Annotated in this window: 13 protein-coding genes; 7 read left to right on the forward strand and 6 right to left on the reverse strand. The window is 57.2% G+C overall.

Features of this window, described 5'->3' with window-relative positions; genetic code table 11:
- The 4 genes from AC2FFH_RS02785 to AC2FFH_RS02800 all read left to right on the forward strand — a co-directional run bounded on the left by AC2FFH_RS02785 (window position 1) and on the right by AC2FFH_RS02800 (window position 3,564).
- A complete protein-coding gene (locus tag AC2FFH_RS02785) occupies window positions 1-921 on the forward strand; it encodes an ABC transporter permease (protein WP_496725548.1) in 921 nt (306 codons plus the stop codon).
- Window positions 922-956: 35 nt separating this feature from the next.
- The gene (locus tag AC2FFH_RS02790; protein WP_496725547.1) at window positions 957-2,030 is read left to right on the forward strand and encodes a BMP family ABC transporter substrate-binding protein; all 1,074 of its coding nucleotides are present in this window, start codon (window positions 957-959) and stop codon (window positions 2,028-2,030) included.
- Window positions 2,031-2,196: 166 nt separating this feature from the next.
- Window positions 2,197-2,382 (forward strand): hypothetical protein, encoded by a 186-nt coding sequence (locus tag AC2FFH_RS02795; protein ID WP_496843698.1) that lies wholly within the window; start codon window positions 2,197-2,199, stop codon window positions 2,380-2,382.
- 21 nt (window positions 2,383-2,403) lie between these two features.
- Entirely contained in the window at window positions 2,404-3,564 is a 1,161-nt protein-coding gene (locus AC2FFH_RS02800) for an MFS transporter (RefSeq protein WP_496843699.1), read from the forward strand.
- A gap of 42 nt (window positions 3,565-3,606) precedes the next feature.
- Here the strand turns inward: AC2FFH_RS02800 and AC2FFH_RS02805 are convergent, their stop codons facing one another.
- The gene (locus AC2FFH_RS02805) at window positions 3,607-4,839 is read right to left on the reverse strand and encodes an HlyD family secretion protein (RefSeq protein ID WP_496843700.1); all 1,233 of its coding nucleotides are present in this window, start codon (window positions 4,837-4,839) and stop codon (window positions 3,607-3,609) included.
- Window positions 4,840-4,842: 3 nt separating this feature from the next.
- On the reverse strand, window positions 4,843-5,247 hold the full coding sequence (locus AC2FFH_RS02810) for a hypothetical protein (protein WP_496720942.1): 405 nt from the start codon (window positions 5,245-5,247) through the stop codon (window positions 4,843-4,845).
- Between the two features lie 180 nt (window positions 5,248-5,427).
- Here AC2FFH_RS02810 and AC2FFH_RS02815 point away from each other — a divergent pair, with 180 nt between their 5' ends.
- From AC2FFH_RS02815 to AC2FFH_RS02825, 3 genes are all read left to right on the forward strand, one after another.
- On the forward strand, window positions 5,428-6,495 hold the full coding sequence (locus AC2FFH_RS02815; protein ID WP_496843701.1) for an NAD(P)/FAD-dependent oxidoreductase: 1,068 nt from the start codon (window positions 5,428-5,430) through the stop codon (window positions 6,493-6,495).
- A complete protein-coding gene (locus AC2FFH_RS02820; protein ID WP_496770360.1) occupies window positions 6,492-7,145 on the forward strand; it encodes a DUF938 domain-containing protein in 654 nt (217 codons plus the stop codon). The genes AC2FFH_RS02815 and AC2FFH_RS02820 overlap by 4 nt, the downstream gene beginning before the upstream one ends.
- A gap of 68 nt (window positions 7,146-7,213) precedes the next feature.
- On the forward strand, window positions 7,214-7,549 hold the full coding sequence (locus AC2FFH_RS02825; protein WP_496770358.1) for a carboxymuconolactone decarboxylase family protein: 336 nt from the start codon (window positions 7,214-7,216) through the stop codon (window positions 7,547-7,549).
- A 39-nt stretch (window positions 7,550-7,588) separates the two neighbouring features.
- On the opposite strand, the gene AC2FFH_RS02830 is transcribed toward AC2FFH_RS02825, so the two are convergent.
- The 4 genes from AC2FFH_RS02830 to ggt all read right to left on the reverse strand — a co-directional run bounded on the left by AC2FFH_RS02830 (window position 7,589) and on the right by ggt (window position 14,806).
- Window positions 7,589-10,096, reverse strand: coding sequence for a GcvT family protein (locus tag AC2FFH_RS02830; RefSeq protein WP_496770356.1), 2,508 nt, complete (start codon window positions 10,094-10,096; stop codon window positions 7,589-7,591).
- Window positions 10,097-10,233: 137 nt separating this feature from the next.
- Window positions 10,234-11,481 (reverse strand): hypothetical protein, encoded by a 1,248-nt coding sequence (locus AC2FFH_RS02835; RefSeq protein WP_496843702.1) that lies wholly within the window; start codon window positions 11,479-11,481, stop codon window positions 10,234-10,236.
- Between the two features lie 100 nt (window positions 11,482-11,581).
- Window positions 11,582-12,988 (reverse strand): FAD-binding oxidoreductase, encoded by a 1,407-nt coding sequence (locus AC2FFH_RS02840; protein ID WP_496843703.1) that lies wholly within the window; start codon window positions 12,986-12,988, stop codon window positions 11,582-11,584.
- A 24-nt stretch (window positions 12,989-13,012) separates the two neighbouring features.
- Window positions 13,013-14,806 carry a gamma-glutamyltransferase gene (ggt, locus tag AC2FFH_RS02845; protein ID WP_496843704.1) on the reverse strand — a complete coding sequence of 598 codons (1,794 nt, stop codon included), beginning with the start codon at window positions 14,804-14,806 and terminating at the stop codon, window positions 13,013-13,015.
- Window positions 14,807-14,871: the final 65 nt, after the last annotated feature.

Genomic DNA, 14,871 nt, shown 5'->3' on the forward strand with positions numbered 1-14,871 from the left:
ATGGACCTTTCAGCAATCAACCCAGTCCTTCTGGTGGCATCATTAATGGTCGCTGCAACCCCCTTGCTACTGGCCGCGATCGGAGAGCTGGTCGTCGAGAAAGCCGGTGTTCTTAACCTTGGCGTCGAAGGCATGATGATCGTCGGCGCAATCAGCGGATTTGCGATCTCGGTCGAGACAGGCTCACCCTGGCTGGGCTTCATTGCGGCTGCCATTGGTGGCGCGGTGCTGTCGCTGCTGTTTGTCCTCCTGACACAGGTCGCGCTTGCCAATCAGGTCGCCAGTGGCCTTGCCCTGACGCTGTTCGGCCTCGGTTTCAGCGCTCTGCTTGGGCAAAGTTATGTGGGTATCAAGCCGCCCAGCATGGGGGACATTCACATCCCTCTGATCAGCGACATACCGGTGATCGGCCCAATCCTGTTCCAGCATGACCCGATCCTGTATGTCGGTATTGCTCTGACCGCAGCCGTCTGGGCCACGTTGAAATACACTCGTGTCGGTCTGATCCTGCGCGCAGTGGGTGAAAACCACGACGCCGCACACGCCCTGGGCTACAAGGTTATCAAGATCCGTATCCTGGCGATCTTGTTCGGTGGCGCCTGCGCTGGCCTCGGTGGAGCCTATATCAGCCTGATCCGCGTTCCGCAGTGGACCGAGGGCATGACCGCCGGTGTTGGATGGATCGCTCTTGCGCTGGTGGTCTTTGCCAGCTGGAAACCATGGCGTGCATTGCTGGGTGCTTATTTGTTTGGCGGAATCACGGTGTTGCAGCTTAATCTGCAGGCAGCGGGCGTTGCCATCCCAGTCGAGTATCTGGCAATGTCGCCCTACATCATCACGATCCTTGTGCTTGTGATCCTTTCGGCCGACAAGAGCAGCGCACCTGCCTCACTGGGCCGGACCTTCCACGCCTCGCACTAGACGGGGCCAATTGAACCAACTTGGGGAGTAACCACATGAAATTCACTTCACTTCTTGCCAGTGCCGCGATGGTGCTGGGTCTGGCGACCGGCGCGGTCGCACAGGACAAAACAAAAGTAGGCTTTGTCTATGTCGGCCCGGTGGGCGACGGCGGCTGGACCTATGAACACGACAAAGGCCGTCTGGCGGTTGAGAAAGAATTCGGCGACAAAGTCGAGACCGTGTTTGTTGAATCCGTTCCCGAAGGCCCGGACGCGGAACGTGTGATGACCCAGATGGCGTTGGAAGGCGCTGACCTGATCTTTACCACCTCGTTCGGGTATATGGACCCGACCATCAACGTGGCCAAGAAATTCCCGAATGTGAAGTTCGAGCACGCGACCGGCTACAAAACCGCCCCGAACGTGTCCGTCTATTCGGCCCGCTTCTACGAAGGCCGCGCCGTTCAGGGCCACATCGCTGGTAAAATGACCGAGTCGAACATCATCGGGTACATCGGGTCCTACCCGATCCCCGAAGTGATCCGCGGCATCAACTCGGCCTATATCCACGCCAAAAAGGTGAACCCGGATGTGGAGTTCAAGATCATCTGGGCCTACACTTGGTTCGACCCGGCGAAAGAGGCTGACGCTGCTTCCGTTCTGATCGAACAGGGCGCGGACGTGATCCTGCAGCACACCGACTCGACCGCGCCGCAGGCGGCCGCACAAGAGGCGGGCAACGTGATCACCTTCGGTCAGGCCTCGGACATGAGCGAATATGCCCCCAAGCCGCGCGTATCGTCGATCATCGACAACTGGGCGCCCTACTACATCGCACGCACCCAAGCGGTCATGGATGGGTCGTGGGAAACCGTTAACACTTGGGATGGCATCAAGGAAGGCATGGTTGAGATCGGTGAGATCTCGGACGCCGTTCCAGCCGACATCAAAGAAGAAGCACTGGCGATGAAAGCGGCCATGGCCGCGGGTGAATACCACCCCTTCACCGGTCCGCTGAAAAAGCAGGACGGTAGCGACTGGCTGGCTGAAGGCGAAACCGCCGATGACGGTACACTGGCAGGTATGAACTTCTACGTTGAAGGTTTGGAAGGCGAAATTCCGCAGTAAACCTATACACGAACACGTTGAGGGGCTGGCCATTTGGCTGGCCCTTTTTCGTGTCTATGCGAGCACCTCGCCTAGCCTTAACTAAATACTGTCTTGACGATTGCAGACACGACGGACCTGATGGGGTTAATGTTTTACCTCTCTCAACACGAAACGTAAAAACCCCATGGAGATCAAAGCGCAAGACCACAGCCGCTGGTGGATACTCGGCGCGATGGGTGCCATCTTGGGTGTTATTCTGCTGGACGAAACGGTCGTCAGCGTCGCGCTTCCAACCATCCGCAATGAGCTTGGCCTGTCTCTGCTTGAAGCGCATTGGGTGGTGAATATCTATCTGCTGGTGCTGGCTTGATTTGCGGGCGCAGCAGGACGATTGGGCGATGTTCTGGGCATTCGGGTTTTGCTCAGTGCAGGTTTATTGATTTTCGGTTTGTCCTCCGCACTGGGAGCGTTTGCCGAAAGTGTATTTGCTCTGTTAACAGCGCGCGCCGCACAGGGCATCGGTGCAGCACTGATTTTCCCGCTGTCGCTAGTGGTTCTGATCCAGTCTTTTGACGAAAAGGAACGCGGGCTGGCACTGGGTTTATACGGCGGGATCGGGACAGTATTCCTGTCAATGGGTCCGCTGGTTGGAGGCGTTCTGACCGAATATCTGTCTTGGCGCTGGATCTTCTGGGTCAACCCCCCAATCGTGCTTGTGGTCGCTCTGGTCGCATGGGTTTTCTGGCGGGACCCGCCACACCAACGGGAGCGCGAGTTCGACCTGAAAGGGCTAATTCTACTGGTGACGGGGTTGGCGGCTATTGTGTTCGGTGTCATGGAGGGCCCGGACAGAGGCTGGGTACAGCCCGAAGTTCTTATGGCCCTGTCAGCGGGTCTTATTTTTTTGGTGTTATTTGTCCGCGTCGAACAGAGGGCAACATCGCCTCTGATTGCCATCTCCCTTTTTGCCGGCCCCGGGTTTGCTGCTTCAAACATGATCCTGTTCACCGCACAATTCGGCAAGATTACTCTGTTCGTGTTCGGCGCATCCTACTTTCAATCAAAGCTCGGGTTTTCACCGCTGACTGCTGGTGTCGCCCTGTTGCCGATTGCTTTTCCGCAGATTTTCATTGCCCCGATGGCGGGGAAAATTGCTGATAAATTTGGCTCTCGCGGCCCTTCTCTGACAGGTACAGCGCTGGGTGCGATTGCCATACTTATTGTCGCACTGGGAATGCATTTAGACGTCGCCGCGCTGATCTATGCTGGCTACTTCCTTTGGGGTTGTTGCGTGCCGTTTCTGTTTGTCCCCCCAAGGCGGGCCATCATGTCAACGGTACCACAAGCTCTGCACGGACAGGCAAGTGGCATCTCGATGACATTTCAGCTGCTGGGCGGTACGGTCGGGATGGCCCTGGGCAGTTCGGTTTTTGCCATAACCGGCTCGTTCACTCTGGTTTTCTGTTTTGTTGCGGCGTTCGCTGTCTGCGTTCTCGCGTTTGCTTACGCGTCCCTCGCCTTAGATAACAAACCCGGCCGCCCAGCGGTTTAAACCTCACACAGGCCGGATCTGAAATCAAAACGCGTGAATGGCTCAATGCCCGGTCAGCACCAACGTATTCACCGGCATCAGGATCAGACGCAGGCGCAAGCCCGCCGCGTGGACAACACCGATCGTGTCTATCACATGCAAGGCGGCGGCGTGCCAGAATCCCAGGTCTTCATGTTCCAGCCGTTCGTGGTTGTCGGTGTAGACATTCGCCAGACAATTGCTACCGGGCGGTATGTCATCGGCCATGTTTTTGTACAACGGCTCCATATAAACCAGAATCGAACCGGGTACCTTGTTGGCCTGCACATCGCGCAACTCATCCGAAGGGCGTATCTGACCTGACGGGATGACATCCTGCACCTCAACCACAACCATCGGGATCACGGTGAAGGGCTTGGTCATGCAGCCTAGCTCTCCGATCATGCCCGGCTTGATGACCTGAGCGGCCATCTGGTTGAATGCAGCCTGAAACCGGTTATGGCCCGAGCTTGACGGAACCAGAATGCCCGCAGGCCGCAGCAAAGGACTGACATAGTCGCCCACCTGAAGGCCAAATTGTTCAACCCGACCGGTCACACCTGCGCTAACGACTGTTTTATCCAGCTCGGTCAGCGCGGCGTCCAACTGGGCGTTGGCGCTGGCCAGTTGGGCCGGGATCAGTTCTTCGATCTGCTGCACCACGGCGGCACGGCGGGATCGCGATGCGGTAAGCTGCGCTTCACGCTCGGCAACAAGGTTTTCCAACCGGTCGATTTCGGCCAATCGCACGGCGCTGGAGCCTTCGTCCCGCAGGGTGGTGTTACGCTCCAAATCCTCAAGCGATTGATCCAATGCAGCGCGCGCGCCTGCGATGCCTGCGTCGGCCTCGGCCAGATCGGTTTCCGCCACTTTCAGCGAGGCCTGAACTTGCGCGATCTGCGCATGCGCGGCCTCGACCTGTGCGGTTTGGGTGAAATCCTCGATCCGGAAAATCGGCTGGCCGGCAGTGACCTGCTGATTGTTGGTGACGTAAATTTCGGACACGCGACCACCGAGTTGAGGCAGAATTGTCACCGTTCGGAAATAGGACGCCGCCGTTTTACTGGCAGGGTGGAAGTAAAACAGCGTGGTGATCACGGTCAGCGCAAGAATGGCGCAGGTGGTCAGGCCCCAACGCAGTTCATACCACATGGTGAACAGTGTGATTTCATGGCCTATACGTTTGCCCTGTACGTAACGGCGAAATAAGTAATCCGGCAACACGGTGACCAGCGCGCACATCAGTGTTTCAAGCATCTCTTACTGCTCCTGCTGCGCGGTCGGTTGCGATGGGGCCGCTGGGGCAGGAACATCGTTGCCTTGATTGCCCAAGGACCGGATCGCGTCAGCAATGGCGCGCAAGGGGGCGGCGACATCCGGGAACTGGAACCCGGCTACAAGAATGGCCGCCACCCAGAACAGACCATTGTGGGTAAACAGAGCCAACAGTGCCAATATCCCCACAAGCTGAAACTGAGGGTGGTTGGATTCATGCGCGATTTTTTCCGGGATGGAGTGCAGCGTAAAGTAGCCAACTCCGATCAGAACGATCACCAAAACGGTAAAAACAAACATGAAGGTCAGCAAAAAGTCGCTGCCATCTGCCTGCGTGACGTATGAGGGGATATGCCCCGTGGCCATTGGATGTAATTCTGCCGGTGTCACGTCTTTCTCCGATTCCGATGATAGCTGCACTAAAAACAGGCCGGTCTCTTTGGTTCAAGTTTACATTGCGGAAATTACGCCTCTTTTCCAATAGTGTTACGCATGCGAAGCTTTGCGCATGAATAAAAGCAGATCTCAAATCCACCCGTTTTGGGGTGATCCCAGGGCGGAGTTACTGACATGATCGATTTCCTGGTCATCGGCGGCGGCATCGCCGGGTTAAGCGCAGGTGCGCGTTTGTCTGAACATGGACATGTCGTCGTGCTCGAAGGCGAAGACGCGCTGGGATATCACACCTCTGGCCGGTCGGCGGCGTTGTTCGAAAAGGGGTATGGACCACCTTCCGTGAAGACCCTGAATGCAGCGAGCGAAGCTTATCTGAGGTCGAATGGCTATCTGTCGCCGCGCGGGTTGATGCTGATCGCCGGGCATGATCAACGAGACGCGTTTCTTCAGGATCAAGCTGACCTTCGTCTGTCAGAAATCTCGGTTGAAGAGGCCATTTCGCGAATTCCGATACTGAACCCTCAGACTGTTGGATTTGCCGCCGCCAGCAGTTTTGCTTTTGACATTGATACCGACCGGATGATGCAGGATTTCGCTCGTGTGATTAGGGCCAACGGCGGTCTGGTGCTGACCCGCCAAAAGGTAAAACGTATCACCAAAGTTGGTCATTGGGTTGTCGAGGCGGCAGACGCTTTCGAGGCTAAGGCCCTTGTAAATGCCGCAGGCGCATGGGTGGATGAGATTGCGACGTTGGCAAGCGTCGCGCCGATCGGCATAGAACCGCGTCGGCGCTCAGTGGCTCGTATCCCCGCCCCTGCCGGACATGACGTGACGGGTTGGCCTTTGATGTTGGGCGCTAGCGAAGGCTGGTATGCGAAACCGGATGCCGGAAAGCTGATCGTTTCCCCTTGCGAGGCTGATCCGACCTTTCCCCATGATGCCTATGCGGACGACATGGTGTTAGCCGAAGGACTGGCGAGGTACGAAGCGATGGTGACCGAACCGGTCACAAGGGTCGAGGCGAACTGGGCCGGGCTTCGCAGCTTTGCGCCGGATGGTACTCTGGTTCTGGGCCCCGACCCTGCTGAGCCTACGTTTATTTGGTCGGCCGCCCAAGGCGGATACGGCTTTCAAACAGCACCGGCGGCCTCGCAACTGGTGGCGGATTTGACGACTGGTGTTCGTTCAGAACTGGAGGCTGCCAGCGTTTCGGCCCTCAGACCGGGAAGACTACGTGGATGACAAAACGCAAACTCCCTGCAAATGCCAGCGTGGCGACGGTATCCGATGGGCAAAAATTGGTCGCTCCGGCGGCCAGCAGGAATGCCGATGCGCTTTGTGATCTGCTGGCGCGGTTTGGCCCATCGTCAGGTCGCGCGTTGGAATTGGCGAGCGGTACGGGGCAACACGTCGCGGTCTTTGCCAATCGACTGACCGGTCTGGATTGGCAACCCAGTGAGGTTGAACCTGAACGACGCGCTTCAATCGACGCATATGCCGAAGGCGTAGAAAACATAGTCCCTGCGATAGAACTCGATGCGGTCCAACCCGGTTGGCATACTGTTCACGGGGCAAATGACCTGATCCTCTTGATCAACTTGCTGCATCTGATCAGTTGGTCGGAGGTGGAAACCTTGGTGACCGAGGCCGCGCTGGCGCTGAACCCGGGCGGTCGGCTAATCCTCTATGGGCCATTCATGCGCGCAGGCCGATTGACCAGTACCGGAGACCAGAACTTTCATGCTGCGTTGAGCCAACAAGACCCGGACATTGGATACAAGGATGACGCCGATATTTTGGACCTGCTGCGTCGAGTTCAATTGAGTTTAACCGATGCTGTTGAAATGCCAGCAAACAACCTGGCATTTATCGCTGAAAGACCTTCAGTCTGATCAAGATCAAAGTCAGGCAGTTTCCATGAACATATTCACAAGGTGATATGTTTAAAGGAAGCCCACAAATGAACTGGCAAGACAAGCTCTCGGATACCCGCAACAACTTGCGCATCCTAAACGCTGCGATACCTGATACCGCCCGTGCATTCGGTGCGCTTGGAAAATCCGTCAAAGAGGGCGGCTCGCTGGATTACAGAACCAAAGAACTGATCGCTTTGGGTATGTCCATCGCTGCCCGCTGCGAACCATGCATAACGCTACACACCGAAGCTCTGATCAATACCGGAGCAAGCCGCGAAGAAGTGTCAGAGGTGCTCGCCATCGCCATCCAGATGGGCGGTGGGCCATCGATGATGTATGCGGCCAAGGCGCTGGAATGCTTTGACGAGCTTTCCGCGTGACAAAAAAGGGCCCCGGAGATCTCCGGGGCCCTTTTTTGATCAACCGTCCTTGCGGATGGTTTCGTTTTTCGGATCGTAGGGACTGTCGCAGGTCACGACCGCATCCCACAGTTTATCCTGAATCTTGACCTTTAGCTTAGTGCCTTCGACCGCCAGATCGGGCTTTACGTAGCCCATGCCGATGGATTTCTCGAACGCGACCGAGTATCCGCCCGAGGTCAAACGACCCACGCGTTCACCTTCCGGTGTGTACAGCGCCTCGCGGCCCCATGGGTCGGCATCGTCCGGTCCGTCGATCAGAAGGGTGCAGCACTTCACGCGCACACCGGTCTCTTCCAGCTTGTCCTTGCCGTAGAAATCTTTCGACAGATCAACAAAACGCGGCAGGTCGGCTTCCAGCGGGGTCGCGTCGCGGCCCAGTTCAGTGCCAAAGGCGCGATAGGATTTCTCCTGACGCAGCCAGTTCTGAGCGCGCGCACCGACCAGCTTCATACCGTGCTTTTCACCGGTTTTTTCCAGCAGGTCGAACAGGTAGTTCTGCATCTCGATCGGGTGGTGCAGTTCCCAACCCAGCTCGCCGGTATAGGCCACGCGGATCGCGTTGACCGGGCACATGCCCAGTTCGATCTGACGGGCCGACAACCACGGGAAGCGCTTGTTGGACAATGCGGTTTCCGGATCGGCGTCCTTGATGACCTCTTTCAAAACGTCACGCGATTTGGGTCCGGCGATAGCGAAAACGCCCCACTGGGTGGTCACGTCCTGGATCTCGATGTAGCCGAACTCCTCCATCTTGTCCTCAGCCGCCTTGCGCAGATAGTCCGCGTCGTACTCGGTCCAGGCACCTGCAGAGACGATGTAGTAGTTGTTCTCGCCATTGCGGACGATGGTGTACTCGGTGCGGGTGGTGCCGTGCGAGGTCAGCGCGTAGGTCAGGTTGATACGACCGACCTTGGGCAGCTTGTTGCAGGTGAACCAATCCAAGAATTGCGTCGCACCGGGTCCTTTGACGACATGCTTGGTGAAGGCCGATGCGTCGATCAGGCCAACGCCTTCGCGGATCGCTTTGGCTTCTTCGACTGCGTACTGCCACCAGCCACCGCGACGGAATGAGCGGGCGTCATGGTCGAAGTTTTCGGGTGCATCCAGTGGACCGAAATAGTTCGGGCGCTCCCATCCATTGACCCAGCCAAACTGTGCGCCACGCGCTTTCTGACGGTCATAGGCCGGAACAGTCCGCAGCGGACGGCAGGCAGCACGTTCTTCATCGGGGTGGTGCAGGATGTAGACGTGCTCATAGCACTCTTCATTCTTGCGCGCTGCAAACTCGGTGGTCATCCAGTTCGACGAGTAACGTTTGGGGTCCAGCGACGCCATGTCGATCTCGGCTTCGCCATCCACCATCATCTGCGCCAGGTAATAGCCGGTGCCGCCTGCCGCGGTGATGCCAAACGAGAAACCTTCAGCCAGCCACATGTTACGCAGACCCGGTGCCGGACCAACCAGTGGGTTGCCATCCGGGGTGTAGCAGATCGGGCCGTTGAAGTCGTCCTTCAGGCCGGATTCGGCGCAGGACGGCACACGTTCGGCCATCGCCATGTACTGATCGGCAATCCGGTCCAGATCCAGCGGGAACAGGTCAGCGCGGAAACTGTCCGGCACGCCATGTTCGAACTGCGCTGGTGCGCCGTGTTCATAAATACCCAGAATCCAGCCGCCACGTTCCTCACGCGCGTAAGATTCGTTGTCGGCATCACGGACAACTGGGTGTTCGGGGTTGCCCGCTTCACGCCATTTGACCAGCTCGGGGTCCTTGTCCATGACGATAAAGGTATGCTCGACCGGGATCGCGGGCATCTTGATGCCCAGCATCTTGGCGGTGCGCTGCGCGTGGTTGCCTGATGCAGTCACGACGTGCTCGGCGGTAATCACAACTTGCTCGTCAGACGGGATGAGGTTGCCGCCCTTCTCGACCATCTTGGTGCAGGTCACTTCCCAGTGAGTGCCGTTCCAGTGGAAGGCATCGGCCTGCATCTTGCGAACAATATCAACGCCACGCTGACGGGCACCCTTAGCCATCGCCTGCGTCACATCTGCAGGGTTAATGTAGCCGTCTTCGGTGTGATAGATCGCACCCTTCAGGTCCGATGTCTCAATCAGCGGCCAGCGTTCCTTGATCTGCTCGGGCGTCAGCCATTCGTAGGCGACATCACAAGTTTCAGCGGTGGACGCATAGAGCATGTATTCATCCATGCGCTCTTGCGTTTGTGCCATGCGCAGGTTGCCAACGACGGCAAAGCCTGCGTTCAGGCCGGTCTCTTCCTCAAGCTGCTTGTAGAAGTCGACCGAGTACTTGTGGATGTGTGTCGTTGCATAGGACATGTTGAACAGCGGCAACAGCCCTGCTGCGTGCCATGTCGAGCCGGAAGTCAGCTCGTCCCGCTCAATCAACATCACATCGTCCCAGCCTGCCTTGGCCAAGTGATATGCAATCGAAGTGCCGACGGCACCACCGCCAACGACCAGTGCTTTGACTTGGGTTTTCATTACCGGGCGTCTCCCCTTGAATTCAGTTGACACCATATGGCGCATTTGAATGCCCCGGCGCGACATTCATCCGACCAGTGATATAAAGAAAACGACCCGTGCATGGCGCAGAGCGTCGATTTTTCAGGTGAACGGTTTCAGTTGCCCCCGGCAGAGCACCGTTTGCTACTGCCCAACGTTGCACAGGATGATTTGCCCAAACCACCCTTCCTGACTTTAACCTCACCCGATGGAGCAACCTGAGGCTGGGGTTCATCCGCTTTTGCATCGGCGTGGGCCACTTTGCCCATCAATCCCTTAATGAACCCGCCGATACCACCTGTGCTGGCCACTTCGGTTTCCGCCTCGCTCAGCGCAGATTCAAGCAGCAAGTTCTGGGTGCGAATGTAAGATAATTGCGACAGCTCCTGATTTTCGAAGACTTCGCCGTTGGTGATGTCCATGACGCCTTCAGAGTTGAAGCCCGAACTGCTTAGCGTGTTCGCCACCAAAGCGGCCGCATCCAGATTTTCCAGCTTTTCCTGACCCAACCTTAGCTGCGCGATTTGCATCGTTTCATAAAGATCGTGCATTTCATCTGCAATTTCGGGCTGCCGGGTCAGAGGGACCTCGATTCCCTTTCCCACAACCAGAGCTGGATGCGGCAACATTGCGTTCAAGCCTGCGTAATCGACGCGGTCAAGAAACTCTCGGATCGTCGCATCGCTGGCATCTGCATGAAGGCGGATTACAACCTCTTGATCAAAGCCGATACGGCCTGTGAACGCGCGATGGTTGGTCTTTTTGGTATCATCCAGCAGATTTCCGGTTGTTTCGATGAAAGCGACGCCGTCGATCATCGCATACCCTTGTTCGGCCTTCATCCCATCCAGAAACGCATCCTGCGCACTCAGCGCTAATCCGGCCAAAGTGTTTCGTGCCGCTTGTGGTTTGAGGGTGATATCAAGCCAGATCAGTTCACCTTCTTTCGCGTAAACGGTGCCTGTCTCATCCAGCTTTCGAAGCGCGCCGTCTTTGCCGGCACCGTTGAGCTGTAGCAATTCGGCTGGCCCGCTGATCGAACTGATAAGGGGCACCGGCCCCAACTCTGAAAGAACTCTGGAGACTGCCTTGGTGTCGGGCTCGGTTAAGGCATATTGCGCCCAACCCTCGGGGGGGCTCGGTAGAAAGGATTTTGCGCCGGCATTCCATAGCTTTTGACGTTCTCGCGCCGCTTGCTTCACTTCCCGCTCTTTTTGGCTTTGATCGAACCGCACCGAGATGGTTTCAACATATCCGCTAAGCGAAAGCGTACCGTCCGATTTTTTGTCCTGCTGAAAATAATCTAGGCCCGCAACGACCAGACCAACTATCAACGCAAACCCAATGAACCTTAGCGCGCCCATTATGACCTCAAATTCAATTACTGCTTGTTTTCGCAATGGATAGCGGCAGAATCGGGCACCCTTGTGGCTTTGGAGCGAAATTCCCAAGGATCGGTCGATTTTATTCGTTCGGCACAATCTTTCCGGGGTTCATGATGTTGTCGGGGTCCAGCGCCTTTTTGATAGCAGTCATATACGTGACGGCTGGCCCAAGCTCTTTGACCAGATAGGGCTGTTTGCCCTGTCCGATCCCATGTTCGCCCGTGCACGTACCTTCCATCGAAATAGCCAGATCATTTAGCCACCCGACGAATTCGTCAGCTTTGCTGACTTCGTCCGCGTTTTCCATGTCGATCAGCAGCAAGGAATGAAAGTTGCCATCGCCGACATGCCCCACCACCGGGGCCATCAGCCCTAGCTCACGCGCTTTGTCCTGAGTCGCTGTGACGCACTCTGCCAAACGCGAGATCGGAACGCAGACGTCAGTGGAGATTCCTCGCGCGCCCGGACGCAGTTGCAGGGAAGCCCAGTACATATCATGCCGGGCCTGCCAGAGTTTATTGCGTTCCTCAGTCGTTGAGGTCGCCGCGAAATCGGTGCCACCGAACTCTTCCGCGATCTGGTTGAAGGTTTCGGACTGTTCGACCGCACCGCTTTCCGATCCGTGGAACTCGAGCAAGAGCAATGGCGTTTCCGGCAGGCTCAGCCCGGAATAGGCATTAGCGGCCTTGACCGACATTTCATCCAGCAGCTCAATCCGCGCCACCGGAACACCGTACTGGATCGTCATCATGACAGCCTGACAGGCCGCATCCACCGACGGAAATGAACAACGGGCCGAGGTGATCGCCTCGGGGATGCCCTGCAGGCGCAAGGTAAGTTCGGTGATGATGCCCAACGTCCCTTCGGCCCCGATCAGCAGTCGGGTCAGGTCGTAACCCGCCGAGGATTTCTTGGCCCGGTGCCCGGTTCGGATGATCTGCCCATCCGGCATGACCACCTCAAGACTAAGGACATTGTCCTTCATCGTGCCATAGCGCACCGCGTTGGTCCCGGACGCCCGCGTCGCCGCCATTCCGCCCAACGAAGCATTCGCGCCGGGGTCAATCGGAAAGAACAAACCCTGATCCCGCAAATGGGTATTCAGGTCTTCGCGCGTCACACCCGGCTGTACGACGCAATCCAGATCACCCGGGTTCACAGCCAGCACCTTGTTCATCTGGGTCAGGTCAACCGAGATACCACCAGCAGGGGCGTTCACGTGACCCTCCAACGATGTACCCGTACCAAATGCAATCACCGGTACCTTGTGCGTGGCGCAGGTTTTGACGATCTCGGAGACCTCTTCCGTGGAATGCGGAAAAACCACGGCATCCGGGGATTGGTTTTCGATCCAGGTGGTCGTGTGACCATGTTGTTCGCGGATTGCCTGACCGGTTTGCAACCGGTCACCAAACTTTTGTTTCAGGATGCCGACAGCTGCCTCGATCCCCACTTCATTTCGCGGCAAAGCGACTGCCTGCACCATGGTCTTCCCCTTTGAAACGCCGGGCTATTCGCCCAGCGCAATTCCTTCACGACGTGGATCGGCACCGCCGACCAGCACATCCCCGATCTCAATCGCATGCAGGCCCGATGTCAGGTCGCGCGGGTTCACTTCAAAACCCAGCTCGATCAGCGGGTCCGAGAACCCTTCGGCGGCGGTTCCCACTTCGACATCATAAGTGCCAAAACGATTGACGAGATGCGGCAGTGAAAGAGCTTGCTGCACATCCATGTCCCAATCTGCCCAGGCGATGATCGACTTGGCAACATAGCCGATGATACGGCTACCCCCCGGCGATCCGATGGCCAGAACAGGCGCGCCGTCCTGCATCACAATTGTCGGGCTCATCGACGAACGTGGGCGTTTGCCAGGCTCCAACCGGTTGGCAATTGGAACACCGTCACTGTGCGTTTTAAACGAGAAGTCCGTCAATTCGTTGTTTAGCAGAAACCCGTTTGTCATCAGTCGTGAACCGAACCCGTTCTCAATCGTCGTCGTCATCGACAGGACGTTTCCGTACTGATCAACGATCGAGATATGCGAGGTTGAGGGTAACTCGATCGAGACATCGTCGGCCCAATTCGACGCATGATCAAACTCGGGGTTACCCGGTGCGACCTCTGTCAGGGCGGCTTCTCCGCCTAACAGAGAGCCACGGTCGGACAGATAAGATGGATCAACCAAGCCCTGCGTTGGCATGGGAACAAAATCATGATCGGCCATGTAGCGACCACGGTCGGCAAAAGCCAGACGAGAAGCATCACCGATCAGGCGCCATGCATTGGTGTCTTCGGGGCCCATTGCAGCCAGATCATAGCCGTCCAGCATGCCCAGAATCTGACCGACGGTCAGCGCGCCTGACGATGGCGGGCCCATGCCGCAGACCTCATAGGCGCGATAGGTTGCGCACACTGGTTCACGCTCGATCACCTGATACAGCGCCAGATCAATTCCCGACAAAACGCCCGGGTTGCCTTCGGCGTTGCGTACGGTGCTAACGATGCCAGCGGCAATCTCACCGCCGTAGAAACCGGCCGAGCCTTCCTCGGCCAAAATACGCAGAGTTTCGGCATATTCCGGGTTGGTCAGGCGTTGCCCCTGCTCAAGTGGCTTACCGTCGGGCAAGAAATATTCTGCGGTTGCAGGAAAGCGCGACAGGCGTTCGGCATCCTTTTCGACCAGGCCAGCAAGGCGCGGAGATACCAGAAAACCGTCGTCCGCCAGAGCGATGCCATCGGTAAACAGGCTTGGCCACGGACTGCGCCCCCATCGCCGATGCGCCTCTTCCAGCAGGGCCGGTGTCCCGGGTGTGCCCACCGACAACCCGCCGACAACCGCATCAAAGAACTTCAGCGGTTCGCCGTTTTCGTCATGGAACAGCCTGTGGTTCGCCTCAAGCGGGGCCGTTTCACGCCCATCCAATGTCGTCAGCTTGCCCGATGCAGCGTCATACCGAACCAAAAATGCACCGCCACCAAGGCCCGACGATTGCGGTTCGACCAGCCCCAGCACAACCTGAACTGCGACCATTGCATCAGCCGCCGACCCACCAGCGCGCAAAACCTTTGCGCCTGCTTCTACAGCCAATGGATTCGCGGCAGCAACCATCCAGTTTTCAGATGTGACCGGCTGACCTGCCATCTTGGCCTCAAGCGCAGCGATCACCTCTTCAGTCAGGCCTTGCACCTGCCCCTCGGACGCGCCTTCGGGCGCAACGGCATCTGCCGTTTCCTGAGCAGTCAATGGTCCTGCCAGCACAACCGCCGACAGCAACACTCCCGAAATCAGACTTCGTTTCATCGTATCCTCCTGAAAATATGCGTGTGTAAATTGGCACCGCCCGCATCAAAACACGGGAAACACCG

The organism is Ruegeria sp. YTSC003 (assembly GCF_059609785.1).